Consider the following 14040-nt stretch of genomic DNA (forward strand, 5'->3'; position numbering starts at 1 on the left):
TCGGTATGTGAGCAACAATATGACTCATGCAAGATCTCGCCGGCAAACACATCGTCCTCGGACTCACAGGGGGCATCGCCTGCTACAAATCGGCCGAGCTGTGCCGACTGCTCGTGAAGGCGGGCGCCACCGTCCAGGTCGTGATGACCGAGGCGGCCGAGCAGTTCATGACGCCGGTCACGATGCAGGCGCTCTCGGGGCGCACGGTCTACACCTCGCAGTGGGACGCCCGTGAGTCGAACAACATGCCGCACATCAACCTCAGCCGCGAGGCCGATGCAATCGTGTTGGCGCCCTGCAGCGCCGATTTCATTGCGCGGCTGGTGCAAGGGCGTTCCGACGAACTGCTGAGCCTGCTGTGCCTGGCGCGTCCGACCGACCGCGTGCCGCTGTTGATCGCCCCGGCCATGAACCGCGAGATGTGGGCCCATCCGGCCACGCAGCGCAACCTGATGCAGGTGTCGGCCGACGGCGCGACCGTGCTGGGCGTGGGCAGCGGCTGGCAGGCCTGCGGCGAAACCGGCGACGGGCGCATGCTCGAACCGGCGCAACTGCTCGAGGACATCACGGCCTTCTTCCAGCCCAAGCTGCTGGCGGGGCAGAAGGTGCTCGTCACGGCCGGCCCGACCTTCGAGGCGCTGGACCCGATCCGCGGCATCACCAACCATTCGTCCGGCAAGATGGGTTTCGCCATCGCCCGCGCGGCGCGCGAGGCCGGTGCCGAGGTCACGCTGGTGGCCGGTCCGGTGCACCTGCCGACGCCGCGCGGCGTGAGCCGCATCGACGTGCTGTCGGCGCAGGAGATGCTCGAAGCGACGACGCGCGCTGCGCAGGCAGCTAGCATTTTTGTAGCAACAGCCGCCGTGGCCGACTGGCGCCCGGCGACGCACAGCGACCAGAAGATCAAGAAGGACGGCAGCGGCCAGACGCCCGTGCTGCACTTCGTCGAGAACCCCGACATCCTGCTCACCGTGGCCAAGAGCGAGCGCGCCCAGGCCAAGCAGTTGTTCTGCGTGGGCTTCGCCGCCGAGAGCGAGAACCTCGCCGAACACGCCAAGGCCAAGCGCGAGCGCAAGGGCATTCCGCTGCTGGTGGGCAACATCGGCCCGCTGACCTTCGGGCAGGACGACAACGCGCTGCTGCTGGTGGACGCGAAGGGTGTGCGCGAGCTGCCCCGCGCGCCCAAGCTCCGGCTGGCGCGCGAGCTGATGACGGAAATTGCCGCGCGACTTCCCGATTGGAGGGCCTGATGAACACCGAATCGAACACACCACCCAATGGTGACTTCGCTCGCTATGTGGAGCAGTTGTCGGCGCGGGCCGGCCAGTCGGCGCGCGTTCCCGGCAAGGAATCCGAGCACGGGCTGGACGTCGGCATGACGCCTTCGCCCGGTGCGCAGGGCACCGTGGCCACGCGGCGTGAATCGGCCAGTGGCGAGGCCGCGAAGGCGGACGGCACCAAGGCCATCCCCCTGGGCACGCTCAAGGTGCTGGCCGGCATGGGGGCGATGGTGTTCCTGGTGCTGTGGGCCATCGGCGTGCCGCTCTCCGTGCTGGTCCTGGGCGCCGCCGCGGCGGCCTGGTTCGGCAAGCGTTTTCTCAAGGGGCTCAATCTGAGGCCCGGGGTCGCCAAGTGGCAGCAGGTGCTCGAAGAGGCCGCGCGCAGGCAAAAAGAACAGCAACAGAAATAAACAAGGCAGCAAGTCAGTGAAAGTAGACGTCCGAATCCTCGATCCGCGCATGGTGGATCAATTGCCCGCGTATGCCACCCCCGGAAGCGCCGGCCTCGACCTGCGGGCCTGCCTCGACGCCCCGGTCACGCTCGAACCCAATGCCTGGCAACTGGTGGGCACCGGCATCGCGATCCACCTGGCCGATCCGGCCTACGCCGCATTGATCCTTCCTCGCTCGGGCCTAGGCCACAAGCACGGCATCGTGCTGGGCAACCTTGTCGGCCTGATCGACAGCGACTACCAGGGCGAGCTGAAGGTCAGCGCCTGGAACCGCAGCAACACGCCCTTCGTGCTGCAGCCGATGGAGCGGCTCGCGCAGCTGGTGATCGTGCCGGTGGTGCAGGCGCAGTTTCAGGTGGTCACCGAATTTGCAGCCTCGCAACGCGGCGAGGGCGGCTACGGCTCGACCGGCAAGCACTGAGCCTTTGCCCCCGGCAAAGCTGAAGGGCACCTGAGTATCCAAGGCGTAAAGAGCGGAACTGCCGGCGCGCGGTTCGCCTCGAAGGTTTCAGCGTGTGTCTTTCGTCATCGCGGCTTCGGCTGAGGCGTTAGGCACAGGCAGGCATGCGGCCCGTCCGGGCGCGTGCTGTTTTCTTCGAGGAGCCTCTTTCATGAACATCTCAATGCGCTTCATTTCCGTCACTGCGTCCGTGCTCGCACTGGCCACGCTCACGGCCTGTGTCGCGCCGGCCCCGGTCTACCAGACCTCGCGCTACCCCTACCAGGCCCCGCCACGGGCGATCCAGTACCAGGAAGCGGCCTACGTCGAGTACGGCCACGTGGCCAACATCGAGGTGCTGCGCAGCGAAACCGCAGGCGTCGGCACCACGGGTGGCGGTGCCATCGCGGGCGGCCTCATCGGCGGCGTGGTGGGCAACCAGTTCGGCCGCGGCAACGGCCGTGCCGCAGCCACTGCGCTCGGCCTCGTGGGCGGCGCCTTGCTGGGCAACACCATCGAGGCCCAGCAGAACGGCCCACGCGCCTACGAAAGCTACCGCGTCTCGGTGCAAACCGACCGGGGCGGCTACCGTGCCTTCGACGTGCAAAACCCGGGCGACCTGCGCATCGGCGACCGCGTGCGCATCGACAACGGGCACATCTCGCGCATGTAAGCGGTCGGCCGCGCGCACCAAGAAAAAAGCCGGGCAGTGCCCGGCTTTTGCTTTGTGGGGTGGCAGGTGTCAGTGCAGCATCTGGCCGCCCGGCGCCATCGGCGGGACCTTGAAGAAGGCGGTGCCTGCCGTACCGCGGCCGACTTCTTCTTCGGTGGCTTCGCGCACCGAACGCACCGTGATGTCCAGGCGGATCGCGATGCCCGCCAGCGGGTGGTTGCCGTCGAGCACGAGGTGGTCGGGGTAGATCTCGGCCACGGTGTAGATCGCGTCCTTGGGGATGCCGTCGCTCACGCCCTTGGGCAGGGCGGAGCCGTCGAAGGTCATGCCTTCTTCAGTGCCTTCGGGGAACAGCGTGCGCGGCTCCAGGAAGAGCAGCTGGTCGTTGAAGTCGCCGAAGCCCTGCTCGGGTTCGATCTGCAGTTGGACGCGCGCGCCAGGCTCATGGCCCTGCAGGGCGGCCTCGATCACGTCGAAGAGGTCGTCGCCGCCCACCATGAATTCCACCGGCTCGTCGAGCACGTCCAGCACATCGCCGAGCGTGTCTTTCATGGTCCAGGTCAGGCCGACCACGCATTGTTCAGAGATTTCCATTGCAGAATTCTCCCATGGAGATCAATCAACCGCTGCCCTTGCTTGGCGGCCTGAGTCCCGCGCAGTTCATGCGCCGGTACTGGCAAAAGAAACCCCTGCTGATCCGGCAGGCCGTTCCCTCGATGGTGCCGCCGATCGACCGCCCCGCGCTCTTTGCGCTGGCGGAGCGCGAGGGGGTCGAGTCGCGCCTGATCCGGCATGGGAAGGCCGGCTGGTCGCTCAAGCACGGCCCGTTGCCCCGGCGCGCGCTGCCGCCGCTGAAGCAGCCGGGCTGGACGATGCTGGTGCAGGGCGTCGACCTGCACCACGACGGCGTGCACGACCTGCTGCGGCAGTTCCGCTTCCTGCCCGACGCGCGCCTGGACGACCTGATGATCAGCTACGCGAGCGACACCGGCGGCGTCGGCCCGCATTTCGACAGCTACGACGTGTTCCTGCTGCAGGCGCAGGGCCGGCGCCGCTGGTCCATCGGCAAGCAGTCCGATCTGCGGCTGCAGCCCGACGTGCCGCTCAAGGTGCTCGAGCACTTCGAGCCCGAGCAGACCTTCGTGCTCGAGCCCGGCGACATGCTGTACCTGCCGCCCAAGTACGCCCATGACGGCGTGGCGGTGGGCGACGACTGCATGACGTACTCGATCGGGCTGCGCTCGTCCGCCGTGGGCGAGCTGGGCGCCGACCTGCTGGCGCGTGTGGCGCAGGCCTATGCCGAAGACCTCGAAGACGCGGGTCCGGCCGAACTCGCGCGCTACCGCGATCCGTCGCAACCTGCCGTGGAAGCCCCGGCCGCGATGCCGGCTGCGCTGCAGGACTTCGCTCGCAAGGCGGTCGAGGCCGCGCTGCGCGACCCCGACGCCATCGACCGCGCGTTGGGCGAATCGCTCACCGAGCCGAAGGCCAATGTCTGGTTCGGCGAGGGCAATGAAGTGCCGGAGGTGCTGCGCGAGGTCGCGCTCGACCGCCGCACGCGCATGCTCTACGACGCGCGGCACGTCTACATCAACGGCGAGAGCTTCCGCGCGGGCGGTGCCGACGCCACGCTGATGCGGCGGCTGGCCGACCAACGTGCGCTCGGCGCGCGTGACCTGGCCCGTGCCAGCGAGGGCGCGCGGGCGCTGCTGGGCGATTGGTGCGAGGCGGGCTGGCTGCATGCCGGGTGACGGCGCCGTCCCGGTCCTGATCGAAGGCCGCTTCGATGGCCGGGAGGCGTTTGCCGACCTCGTTCGCAACGCCTTGTCTGCCGCCGCGCACCAGGGCTGGAACGAGATCGTCTTCAGCGACCCCGACTTCGCCGACTGGCCCCTGGGCGAGCGCGCGAGCATCGAGGCGCTGCAGGCCTGGTCGGCCAGCGGGCGCCGCCTGTTGCTGCTGGCAGGGCGCTTCGACCTGATCGAGCGCGGCCACGCGCGCTTCGTGACGTGGCGCCGCACCTGGGACCACATCGTCGAATGCCGCGCGGCAGGTCGCTCCGGCACGGCCGAGGAGGTGCCCAGCGCCTTCTGGACGCCCACCTGGTGCCTGCACCGCATCGACCCCGAACGCAGCCGCGGCGTCTGCAGCAGCGATGCGCGTGCGCGGCGCGACCTGCGCGAAAGCTTCGACGAGCGCTGGCGCCAGGGCCGGCCGGCCTTTCCGGCCTCCACGCTCGGCTTGTAAGCCAATGCCGCAAATACACCCCGCGACATATCTAGGCGGGGTTGGCGGTCTAGAATTTTTTGGTTCCAGACCTTCATTGCCAAAGGAGTCCTCATGAAGAAGTCGTCGTCCGTCCTGATTGCCTCGCTGATCGCCGCTGCCGCCCTGGTGGCCTGCGGAAAGAAAGAGGACGCCGCGCCTGCGGTCGTGACCCCGCCGCCCGCTCCCGTGACCGAACCCGCTGCACCACCGGCCGCCGCGCCTGCATCGGCACCGTCGGCAGCCGCTTCGTCGGCCCTGGACGCCGCCAATGCCGCGACCGAAGCCGCCAAGAAGGGCGAGGCACCGAAGCAGTAATTCCGCTGTACGGTCCGCACCATGCAAAAAGCCGCCTCAGGGCGGCTTTTTCATTGGGGGAGGGCGAAGCTCAGACGTCGAGCCAGGGCGAGCCCTCGGCGGCGGTGGCCGTGAGCATCTCGGCTTCGTCGCCGCCCAGCGCATCCGCCATGAGGCGCCGCACGATCTCGGGCCGGTTGTTCTGTTCGCTCAGGTGCGCCGCGACCACGTGGCGCAGGCCGTCGTGAAGCACGGCACGCGCGATCTCGGCCGCCGCGGTGTTCGACAGGTGGCCGTAGTTGCCGCCCACGCGCTGCTTCAGGAATGACGGGTAGGCCGAGCCGGCGAGCAGGTCGCTGTCGTGGTTGAATTCCAGCAGCAGCGCATGCGCGCCCCGCAGCCGGGCCAGCACATGGCTGGTGGCGTGGCCCAGGTCGGTCAGCACGCCCAGCGTGCGGTTGCCGTCGGTGCAGCGCAGCTGCAGCGGCTCGCGGGCGTCGTGGGGCACGGTGAAGGGCTGCAGGCAGAGGTCGCCGACCGTGAACTCGGCGTCGTCGCGCGCCAGGTGCAGGCGGCCTTCGTAGTCGCGCCCGCCGGTGGCAAGCCACGTGCCTTCGCTCATCCAGACCGGGATGCGGTCGCGCAGCGACAAGGCATGGGCGCAACCGATGTGGTCGCCATGCTCGTGGGTGATGAAGACGGCGTCGAGGTCTGCGGCGGCCAGGCCCGCCTGGGCCAGGCGCCGGTCGAGCTGGCGGATGCCGAAGCCGCAGTCGACGAGGAGGCGGGTGGTGCGGCCGGCGCTGGTCGTTGCTTCGACCAGCGCGGCGTTGCCCGTGCTGCCGCTGCCGAGGCTTCGGAAGCGGAGCATGGGGCTTACTTCAGGTCGTCGGCGATGACCTTGACGATGCGCTGCGCGTTGGCCGAGGTTTCGGGCGCGCCGGCGTCGTTCAGGACCGAGACCGTGGTGGCTTCGCCCTGGCTCTTGACCGAGATGCGGAACTTGATCGGTGCTTCGTCCTTCTTGGAGCTGCTGAACAGCTTGCCGAAGAAGCCGTCGTCCTTCTTGTCGGGGTTCGGCGTCACATAGCGCACGAAGTAGATGCCGGCGCTGCGGTCGCGGTCTTCGACGGTGAAGCCGGTGCGGTCCAGGGCCAGGCCGACACGGCGCCATGCGCGGTCGAAGCCTTCGTTGATCTGCACGATCGGCTGGTTGCCGATGGTGGACACGGTGGCGGTCTTGGGCGTTGCGGTGGTCGCGGCGAGGATCTTCGACTGCTCTTGCGTCACGCCGAGCTTGACCATCAGGCGGCGCAGGAATTCGGTCTCGAGTTCAGGATCGCTCGGGCGGGGCTGCCACACGGTCTGGTCCTGGCGGGAGTTGTTGTAGACCTCCTGCATGCCGCGGTGGCTGATGAAGATCTCGGTGCTGCCGTTGGGGTTGCGCTCCAGGCGGGTGCGGAAGCGGTCGAGTTCGCCGGTCGAGTAGACCGAGTCGACCAGCTTGCCCAGCGTGCCGCGGATGATGTCCTGCGGCAGCTTGGCGCGGTTCTCGGCCCAGTCGGTTTCCATGATGCCCAGGTTGCGCTGGTCGGTGGTCAGCAGGAAGCCGCTTTCCTGCCAGAAGTCTTTGACCGGCTCCCAGAGCTGGTCGGGCGTGCGGTTGATGACGATCCAGCGCTGCGTGCCCGAGCGCTCCATGCGCACGTCGCCGATGTTGGCCACGGCCGTGGGAATGCCCGGTGCGTTCGCGACGCCTGCCTGGTAGGCGTTGGCGGTGACGGCACCGCCCGGCACCGCGTAGCGGTTGTCACGCGAGAGCTGGGAGAGATCGGGTGGGACTTCGAGCGTCGGGGCCTTGCCTGCGCTCTTGTAGTCGATCTTGTCGCTCTCGAGGACGGAGCAGGCGGCGAGGCTGGCAACGAGGGCCAGCAGTGCGAATCGCGAAATGTTCTTCAACGTCGTCTTCCTTGGTGGAATGGTTCGGTCAATCGATGGGCCCCAGCGCCCCGCCCTCTCTGAGCACTGTTGCGGCAAAAGGTTGCTTGACCTTGTTGCGAACAGGGAGAAGGGCAGGCGGGAACCGGTGTGATCGGTGGGGAGCTCGGTCAGTCCTTGAGCAGGCCGGTGGCGCGCAGGGCGCCCTCGACCGCCGGGCGGCTCGCTTCGCCGAGTTCCGTGAGCGGCAGCCGCAGGGCGCCGCCGCACAGACCCAGGCGGGCCATGGCCCACTTGAGCGGGATCGGGTTGGGTTCGACGAACAGGTTGCGGTGCAGCGGCATCAGTTCGAACTGCAGCTGCATCGCGCGCTTGACGTCGCCGGCCAGCGCGGCCACGCACAGCTCGTGCATCTTGCGCGGCGCCACGTTGGCCGTGACGCTGATGTTGCCTTGGCCGCCGCACAGCATGAGCGCGACCGCGGTCGGGTCGTCGCCGGAATAGACGGCAAAGTTCTTCGGCAGGTCGCGGATGAGCCACTGGGCACGCTCGATGTTGCCGGTGGCTTCCTTGATGCCGATGATGCCGGGCACCTGCGCCAGGCGCAGCACGGTGTCGTGCGCCATATCGGCGACGGTGCGGCCGGGCACGTTGTACAGCACCACGGGCAGGTCGCCGACCGCTTCGGCGATGGCCTTGAAGTGCTGGTACTGGCCCTCTTGCGTGGGCTTGTTGTAGTAGGGAACGACCTGGAGTTGCGAGTCGGCGCCGACGCCCTTGGCGAACTTGGCGAGCTCGATGGCTTCCTTGGTCGAGTTCGCGCCGCAGCCGGCCATCACGGGCACGCGGCCCCGGGCTTGCTCGACGGATACGCGGATGATTTCGCAGTGCTCTTCCACATCGACCGTCGGCGATTCGCCGGTGGTGCCGACCACGCCAAGGCAGTCGGTGCCTTCGTCAATGTGCCAGTCGATGAGCCGCCGCAGGGCGGGGTAGTCGACACTGCCGTCGTCGTGCATCGGCGTGACGAGCGCGACGATGCTGCCTGTCAGTTGCTCCAAGGGAATCTCTTTGTCGGTGGACGAAAGCGGCCATTCTACTGACTCCGGCCGGGCCGGAGACAGTTGTGTCGGCGCGCTCAGCTGGCCTTCAGGAAGTGGCGCGGCGGGGCGCCCGCGGCCGCTTCGCCGGGCCGCACGGCGGCGATGCGCTGGACGAAGCGCGCCGGCTCCGGCAGGAAGCCGTCTTCATAGGCGATCACCTGCAGGCTGGCGCAGGCCCCGAGCAGCTCGCCCGGCTGCAGCAGGAAATCGGGCCGCGAGGGCTTGCCGACGGTCTCGTTGCCGGCCGCGAAGGTCTCGTACAGCAGCACGCCGCCCGGCGCCACGGCGGCCACGACGTCGGCCATGCGCGGGCGCCAGAGGTAGTTGGTGACGACCACCGCGCCGAAGCGCTGGGCCGTGAAGGGCCACGGGCCCGATTCGATGTCGGCCGCCACCACGCGCCCGAAGGCGCCCGCCGCCTCGACGGCTTCGGGCGACCGGTCGACGCCGGTCGCCGCATGCCCGCGCCCGGCGAACCACTGCATGTGCCGCCCGGACCCGCAGGCCACGTCGAGCACCGTGGCGTTCGGGGCGAGCAGGTGCGACCAGCGCACGATCCATTCGGAGGGTGCCGTGTTCGTGTGCACGGGAATTGCTGCATCTTTCATAGCTGCCTGGGCCCGGCTTGCGGGCGGTTCGGGGCGACGTTGTTCAGAAACAGGACCACACCTGGTCGACCAGCGTGACCAGGAACGCGGGATGCGCATACAGCGCGAACACGCCGCCCAGCGCCGCCAGCACGGCGGCGAGCCAGGCGGCCTGGGCCAGGTAGTGGTTGCGTGTGCGGGGCGTCATGGCGATGGCTCCTTGCAAACAAGACAGAAAGCGCGGGCCGTCAGCCCGCCACGGCGGCCGGCCGGACCGCGCGCGCAATGGCGCTTTCCTTGACCGGCAGGTTGATCAGCGCCGCGAACACGCCCAGCGCGATCGAGATGTACCAGACGATGTTGTAGCTGCCCGTCGTGTCATACAGGAAGCCGCCCAGCCACACGCCCAGGAACGAACCCACCTGGTGGCTCAGGAACACGAAGCCGCTGAGCATCGACAGGTGGGCCACGCCGAAGATGCCCGCGACGATGGCGTTGGTGGCCGGCACGGTCGACAGCCACAGGAAGCCCATCGCCGCCGAGAAGACGTACACGCTGAGCGGCGAGATCGGCACCAGCAGGAAGAGGGCGATCGACACCGCCCGCGCAAAGTAGATGGCCGCCAGGATCTTGGGCTTGGACAGCTTCTGCCCCAGCAGGCCGACCGTGTAGGTGCCGAACACGTTGAACAGGCCGATCAACGCCAGCGCGTAGCCCGCCACGTCGGCCGACAGGCTCTGGTCGCGCAGGTAGGTCGGCATGTGGATGCCGATGAAGGCCAGCTGGAAGCCGCAGACGAAGTATCCCGCCATCAGCAGCCCGAAGCTCGGGTAGCGGAAGGCCTCGCCCACGGCCTGCAGCACCGACTGGTCGCGGTGGCCGGCCAGCGCCGCGGTCTTGGGTTCGCGCAGGCCGAAAGCCAGCGGGACGATCACGAGCACCACCACCGCCAGCACCGCCAGCGCCGTCTGCCAGCCGAGGGCGCCGATCAGGCGGCCTTCGATGGGCGCCATCAGGAACTGGCCGAACGAGCCGGCTGCCGCCGCCACGCCCATGGCCCACGAGCGGCGCTCGGCCGGAATCTGCCGGCCGATCACGCCGTAGATCACCGCATAGGTCGAGCCCGCCTGCGCCGCACCGATCAGCACGCCCGCGCTCAGGGTGAAGAGCAGCGGCGTCGGCGAATGCGCCATGCCGAACAGGCCAAGCGCATAGAAGATCGCGCCGCCGATCAGCACGCGGAACGCGCCGAAGCGGTCGGCCAGCATGCCCGCGAACACGCCGAAGATGCCCCACGACAGGTTCTGCACCGCCAGCGCGAACGAGAAGGTCTGCCGGCTCCAGTCCTGCGCCTGCGTGATGGGCTGCAGCCAGAGGCCGAAGCCGTGGCGGATGCCCATCGAGAGCGTGACGATCATGGCGCCGCAGAACAGCACCTGCTTGATCGAAAGGGTGGGAGCGGGGGAGACTTGCATCCTTCGAATGTAGCGAAATGCCTGCTGCGGCAGGTGGCGTGGCGGCCATGGCCATTGATGATTTGTGGGCGCGGTTTCGATGCGTGTACCGCATCAAAGAAAGAAGGCAGGCGCGTGGCCTGCCTTCGGGGTCAGCGCGCCGGTGCCGCCGCCGCGCCGCGCGCGCCCGGAAAGCCGTGCTCGCAGGCCCGCCACGCCAGCACCAGCCCCGGCACGAGCAACGCCAGCAGCGACCAGGGCAGGCTGCCCGCGCCGCCGCCCTGCAGCAGCAGGCCGCCCGCCAGCCCGCCGCCCGCGATGGCGAGGTTCCAGGTCGTCACCACCATCGACTGCGCCACGTCCGCCGCGTCGCCGGCGGCCTGGGCCGAGGCGGTCTGGAACAGCGTCGCCGCGCCGCCGAAGGCCAGGCCCCAGACCGCGACCGCGAGGTACACGCCCGCCGCCGATCCGCCCGCCGCGGCGAGCATCAACGCCGCCAGCGCGAAGGCGGCCGTGCCGGCCAGCACCAGGGTACGCAGCCAGCGGTCGATCAGCACGCCCGTGAGCCAGATGCCGCCCAGCGACGCGGCACCGAACACCAGCAGCACCCGCCCGACCTGCGCGCCGAGCCCGGCGTGCGCCAGGAAGGGCGCGATGTAGGTGTAGAGGATGTTGTGCGCCAGCACGAAGGCGAACATCACGGCCAGCACCGGCCGCACGCCCGGCAGCAGGAACACGCGGCGCACGCTCTGTTGGCGTCCGGCGTCCTGGCCCGGGAAGTCGGGCACCTGCCAGCGCACCCAGCCGAGCAGCAGCACCGACAGCGCCGACATGATCAAAAAGGCCGGCCGCCAGCCGACGCTCGCGCCCAGCAGCGTGCCCGCTGGAATGCCCAGCGACAGCGCCAGCGGCGCGCCCAGCATCGCGACCGCAATGGCGCGGCCCTGCTGCGACGGCGCCACCATGCGCGCCGCGTGCCCGGCCAGCAGCGCCCACAGCAGGCCCGCGAACACGCCGGCGAAGAAGCGCGCGACCAGCGTCAGCGTGTAGTCGTGCGACAGCGCCGTCACCGTGTTGACCAGCGCGAAGCCGCCGATCGCGCCCATCAGCAGCGGCCGGCGCCGCCAGCCGCGCGTGAAGGCCACCAGCGGAATGGCCGCCACCAGCGAGCCCAGCGCATACACCGTGACGAGCTGGCCGACCAGCGCGGGCGCGACGCCCAGGTCGGCGCCGATCTGCGGCAGCAGGCCGGCCGGCATCGCCTCGGTGAGGATGGTGATGAAGCCGCCGGCCGCCAGCGCCAGCAGGCCGGACAGAGGCAGCGGTGAAGAAGAGGTCGTGTCACGCATAGACGGCGTCCCGGAGGTCGGTGACGAAGCGGCCCGACATGCCTTCGTAGAGCGTGTTCGTGAAGGCCACCACGCTGAGCCCGCGCGCCCGGTCGACGAACCAGGCGTGGCCGTAGGCGCCGCCCCAGCGCCAGGTACCGGGCGATTCGGGCGTCTGCATGGGCTGCGGGTCGTGCAGCACCGAGAAGCCCAGGCCGAAGCCCCAGCCCGGCGCGTCCGCCGGCCCCCAGGCGCCCGTGTGGTTGCGGCCCATGGCGTCGACGGTGGCGGCGCCCAGCAGCGGGGCGCCGCCGGTGCGCAGCGTTTCGAGCAGGCGCAGGAAGTCGCCCGCGCTGCCGACCATGCCGGCGCCGCCCGAGGGCCAGGCGTTGGCGTCGAAGGCGCGTGCCGGGTCGAAGCGGATGCCGACGGCGCCCTCGAACGACGTGGCGACGACGGGGCCGTCCATGCGCCGCGGCGGCGTGGCGCCGGGGCCATTCACATAAGGCGTGGCGAGCCGCGGGTCGCCGGGTGCGGCGGCGAAGCCCGTGTCGTGCATCTGCAGCGGCCCGGTCACCAGCGTGCGCACCGCCTCGGGCAGCGGCAGGCCGCTGGCCGCCTCGACCACCGCGCCGATCACGTCGATGGCCAGCGAATAGAGCCAGCCCGTGCCCGGCGGGTACAGCAGCGGCACGCCGGCCAGGCGTTGCAGGTTGCCGGCCGGCGTGAGGCCGTCGTCGCGGTCCATGCCGTCCGACACGCCGGCGCGTGCGTACGGGCCGTCGTCCGAACTTTCGAAGAAGCGGTAGCCCAGGCCGGCCGTGTGGGTCAGCAGCTGCCGCAGCGTGATGACCGCTTCGCCGCCATCGGGCAGGCGCGGGCGGAAGTCCGGCAGCCAGCGCGTCACCGCGTCGTCCAGGTCGAGCCGGCCCTGGTCCACGAGCACCATCGCGGCGGTCGAGACGATGGGCTTGGACACCGAGGCCAGCCGGAACAGCGCGTCCTCGCGCATCGGCCGGCCGGCCTCGCGGTCGGCCAGCCCGGCGGCGCGCCGGTGGACGAGGCGCCCGTCGTGGCGCACCAGCACCACCGCGCCAACCAGCCGCTCTTCAGCGAGCGCACGGTCGATGGCGGCGTCGATGCGCGACGGGGCCGGGCCCGGCCAAGCCGGGGTGAAAGTGGGGGAAATGTCGGGGAGAAAGGTCATGCGTCCCACGATAGGAAGAAGCCGACTTCGGATAAAGACGGCTACAGTTCCGATAAATGCGGACATCAAAGTCCGTAATGGAGATTCCCCATGGACAGCCTCAGCGGCTTTGCCGTCTTCGTTCAGGTCGCCGAGACTCGCAGCTTCGTCGCGGCCGGGCGCGCGCTCGGCGTGTCGGCCTCGGCCGTGGGCAAGCGCGTGGCGCGGCTCGAGGAACGGCTGGGCGTGCGCCTGTTCCACCGCAGCACGCGCAGCATCACGCTCACCGCCGAGGGCGCGCTGTTCCTAGCGCGCAGCCGCCGCGTGCTGGCCGAGATCGAGGCCGCCGAGCAGGAGCTGTCGCACGCCGCCGAAGCGCCGCGCGGGCGGCTGCGCGTGAGCCTGCCGCTGGTCAGCTCGCTGGTGCTGCCGGTGCTGGCCGATTTCATGGCCGCCTACCCGGCGATCGAGCTCGACCTCGATTTCAGCGACCGGCTCGTCGACGTCATCGAGGAAGGCTTCGACGCCGTGGTGCGCACCGGCGAGCCGGCGGATTCACGGCTGTCGTCGCGCCAGCTGGGCGAGTTCTCCCAGCTGCTCGTGGCCTCGCCCGCATACCTGGCGCGCCACGGCACGCCCGCCTCGCCGGACGACCTGGCCCGCCACGCCTGCCTGCATTACCGCTACCCGGCGACCGGCAAGGTGGAGGTCTGGCCGCTCGCGCCCGGGCCCGACGGCAGCGAGGTGCGCCCGCCGGTCTCGATGATCTGCAACAACATCGAGACCCGCCTGTGCTTCGCCCTGCGCGGGCGCGGCATCGCCTGCCTGCCCGACTTCAGCGTGCGCGCCGCGCTGGCCGAGGGCGCGCTGCAGCCCGTGCTGGCCGACCATCTGCGCCGGCCCCGTACCATCGCGTTCCGCGTGCTGTGGCCTTCGGGGCGCCATCCGTCGCCCAAGCTGCGGGCGTTCATCGATTTCCTGGGCGCGCGGATGTTCGGTCCGCCCGCAGAAACTCACGCCTGATGTGCGAAAAGACCG

Annotated in this window: 17 protein-coding genes; 8 read left to right on the forward strand and 9 right to left on the reverse strand. The window is 69.7% G+C overall.

Annotated elements, in window-relative coordinates; all coding sequences use genetic code 11:
• The first annotated feature begins 26 nt into the window (after positions 1-26).
• From coaBC to AC07OH_RS01980, 4 genes are all read left to right on the forward strand, one after another.
• Positions 27-1250, forward strand: a complete 1224-nt coding sequence (gene coaBC / locus AC07OH_RS01965) for a bifunctional phosphopantothenoylcysteine decarboxylase/phosphopantothenate--cysteine ligase CoaBC (RefSeq protein ID WP_495299382.1) — start codon at positions 27-29, stop codon at positions 1248-1250.
• Positions 1250-1690, forward strand: a complete 441-nt coding sequence (locus AC07OH_RS01970) for a hypothetical protein (protein WP_495299383.1) — start codon at positions 1250-1252, stop codon at positions 1688-1690. The genes coaBC and AC07OH_RS01970 overlap by 1 nt, the downstream gene beginning before the upstream one ends.
• A 16-nt stretch (positions 1691-1706) precedes the next feature.
• Positions 1707-2153 carry a dUTP diphosphatase gene (gene dut / locus AC07OH_RS01975; protein ID WP_101492295.1) on the forward strand — a complete coding sequence of 149 codons (447 nt, stop codon included), beginning with the start codon at positions 1707-1709 and terminating at the stop codon, positions 2151-2153.
• Positions 2154-2343: 190 nt separating this feature from the next.
• Positions 2344-2844 carry a glycine zipper 2TM domain-containing protein gene (locus AC07OH_RS01980; protein WP_062474665.1) on the forward strand — a complete coding sequence of 167 codons (501 nt, stop codon included), beginning with the start codon at positions 2344-2346 and terminating at the stop codon, positions 2842-2844.
• Between the two features lie 69 nt (positions 2845-2913).
• On the opposite strand, the gene AC07OH_RS01985 is transcribed toward AC07OH_RS01980, so the two are convergent.
• A complete protein-coding gene (locus tag AC07OH_RS01985; protein ID WP_369647612.1) occupies positions 2914-3438 on the reverse strand; it encodes an FKBP-type peptidyl-prolyl cis-trans isomerase in 525 nt (174 codons plus the stop codon).
• 14 nt (positions 3439-3452) lie between these two features.
• Here AC07OH_RS01985 and AC07OH_RS01990 point away from each other — a divergent pair, with 14 nt between their 5' ends.
• From AC07OH_RS01990 to AC07OH_RS02000, 3 genes are all read left to right on the forward strand, one after another.
• Positions 3453-4595 (forward strand): JmjC domain-containing protein, encoded by a 1143-nt coding sequence (locus tag AC07OH_RS01990; protein WP_495299384.1) that lies wholly within the window; start codon positions 3453-3455, stop codon positions 4593-4595.
• Positions 4585-5091 carry a hypothetical protein gene (locus tag AC07OH_RS01995; RefSeq protein ID WP_495299385.1) on the forward strand — a complete coding sequence of 169 codons (507 nt, stop codon included), beginning with the start codon at positions 4585-4587 and terminating at the stop codon, positions 5089-5091. The genes AC07OH_RS01990 and AC07OH_RS01995 overlap by 11 nt, the downstream gene beginning before the upstream one ends.
• A gap of 93 nt (positions 5092-5184) precedes the next feature.
• Complete coding sequence (locus tag AC07OH_RS02000) at positions 5185-5427, forward strand: hypothetical protein (RefSeq protein ID WP_369632232.1); 243 nt, start codon at positions 5185-5187, stop codon at positions 5425-5427.
• A gap of 70 nt (positions 5428-5497) precedes the next feature.
• On the opposite strand, the gene AC07OH_RS02005 is transcribed toward AC07OH_RS02000, so the two are convergent.
• The 8 genes from AC07OH_RS02005 to AC07OH_RS02040 form a co-directional block, all read right to left on the reverse strand.
• Entirely contained in the window at positions 5498-6277 is a 780-nt protein-coding gene (locus tag AC07OH_RS02005) for an MBL fold metallo-hydrolase (RefSeq protein ID WP_495299386.1), read from the reverse strand.
• 5 nt (positions 6278-6282) lie between these two features.
• Positions 6283-7365 (reverse strand): NlpB/DapX family lipoprotein, encoded by a 1083-nt coding sequence (bamC, locus tag AC07OH_RS02010; RefSeq protein WP_495299387.1) that lies wholly within the window; start codon positions 7363-7365, stop codon positions 6283-6285.
• Between the two features lie 149 nt (positions 7366-7514).
• The gene (gene dapA, locus AC07OH_RS02015) at positions 7515-8411 is read right to left on the reverse strand and encodes a 4-hydroxy-tetrahydrodipicolinate synthase (RefSeq protein WP_370869904.1); all 897 of its coding nucleotides are present in this window, start codon (positions 8409-8411) and stop codon (positions 7515-7517) included.
• A 71-nt stretch (positions 8412-8482) separates the two neighbouring features.
• The gene (locus AC07OH_RS02020) at positions 8483-9055 is read right to left on the reverse strand and encodes a class I SAM-dependent methyltransferase (protein ID WP_495299388.1); all 573 of its coding nucleotides are present in this window, start codon (positions 9053-9055) and stop codon (positions 8483-8485) included.
• 43 nt (positions 9056-9098) lie between these two features.
• Complete coding sequence (locus AC07OH_RS02025; protein ID WP_495299389.1) at positions 9099-9242, reverse strand: hypothetical protein; 144 nt, start codon at positions 9240-9242, stop codon at positions 9099-9101.
• A gap of 40 nt (positions 9243-9282) precedes the next feature.
• Positions 9283-10509, reverse strand: a complete 1227-nt coding sequence (locus AC07OH_RS02030) for an MFS transporter (RefSeq protein WP_495299390.1) — start codon at positions 10507-10509, stop codon at positions 9283-9285.
• A gap of 131 nt (positions 10510-10640) precedes the next feature.
• Complete coding sequence (locus AC07OH_RS02035; protein WP_495299391.1) at positions 10641-11837, reverse strand: MFS transporter; 1197 nt, start codon at positions 11835-11837, stop codon at positions 10641-10643.
• On the reverse strand, positions 11830-13023 hold the full coding sequence (locus AC07OH_RS02040; RefSeq protein WP_495299392.1) for a serine hydrolase domain-containing protein: 1194 nt from the start codon (positions 13021-13023) through the stop codon (positions 11830-11832). Before AC07OH_RS02040 ends, AC07OH_RS02035 begins: the two co-directional genes overlap by 8 nt.
• Positions 13024-13113: 90 nt before the next feature.
• Here AC07OH_RS02040 and AC07OH_RS02045 point away from each other — a divergent pair, with 90 nt between their 5' ends.
• Positions 13114-14025 carry a LysR family transcriptional regulator gene (locus AC07OH_RS02045; protein WP_495266064.1) on the forward strand — a complete coding sequence of 304 codons (912 nt, stop codon included), beginning with the start codon at positions 13114-13116 and terminating at the stop codon, positions 14023-14025.
• The last annotated feature ends 15 nt before the right edge of the window (positions 14026-14040 follow it).

The organism is Variovorax sp. GW821-FHT10C12 (assembly GCF_059415405.1).

Bases quoted from the DNA above. Each gene is read 5' to 3' on its own strand.
- coaBC (WP_495299382.1), top strand. From the start codon at position 27: ATGCAAGATCTCGCCGGCAAACACATCGTCCTCGGACTCACAGGGGGC.
- AC07OH_RS02000 (WP_369632232.1), top strand. From the start codon at position 5,185: ATGAAGAAGTCGTCGTCCGTCCTGATTGCCTCGCTGATCGCCGCTGCC.
- AC07OH_RS01980 (WP_062474665.1), top strand. From the start codon at position 2,344: ATGAACATCTCAATGCGCTTCATTTCCGTCACTGCGTCCGTGCTCGCA.
- AC07OH_RS02020 (WP_495299388.1), bottom strand. From the start codon at position 9,055: ATGAAAGATGCAGCAATTCCCGTGCACACGAACACGGCACCCTCCGAA.
- AC07OH_RS01995 (WP_495299385.1), top strand. From the start codon at position 4,585: ATGCCGGGTGACGGCGCCGTCCCGGTCCTGATCGAAGGCCGCTTCGAT.
- AC07OH_RS02040 (WP_495299392.1), bottom strand. From the start codon at position 13,023: ATGACCTTTCTCCCCGACATTTCCCCCACTTTCACCCCGGCTTGGCCG.
- AC07OH_RS01990 (WP_495299384.1), top strand. From the start codon at position 3,453: ATGGAGATCAATCAACCGCTGCCCTTGCTTGGCGGCCTGAGTCCCGCG.
- AC07OH_RS01970 (WP_495299383.1), top strand. From the start codon at position 1,250: ATGAACACCGAATCGAACACACCACCCAATGGTGACTTCGCTCGCTAT.
- AC07OH_RS02035 (WP_495299391.1), bottom strand. From the start codon at position 11,837: ATGCGTGACACGACCTCTTCTTCACCGCTGCCTCTGTCCGGCCTGCTG.
- AC07OH_RS02025 (WP_495299389.1), bottom strand. From the start codon at position 9,242: ATGACGCCCCGCACACGCAACCACTACCTGGCCCAGGCCGCCTGGCTC.
- AC07OH_RS02045 (WP_495266064.1), top strand. From the start codon at position 13,114: ATGGACAGCCTCAGCGGCTTTGCCGTCTTCGTTCAGGTCGCCGAGACT.
- AC07OH_RS02005 (WP_495299386.1), bottom strand. From the start codon at position 6,277: ATGCTCCGCTTCCGAAGCCTCGGCAGCGGCAGCACGGGCAACGCCGCG.
- AC07OH_RS02030 (WP_495299390.1), bottom strand. From the start codon at position 10,509: ATGCAAGTCTCCCCCGCTCCCACCCTTTCGATCAAGCAGGTGCTGTTC.
- AC07OH_RS01985 (WP_369647612.1), bottom strand. From the start codon at position 3,438: ATGGAAATCTCTGAACAATGCGTGGTCGGCCTGACCTGGACCATGAAA.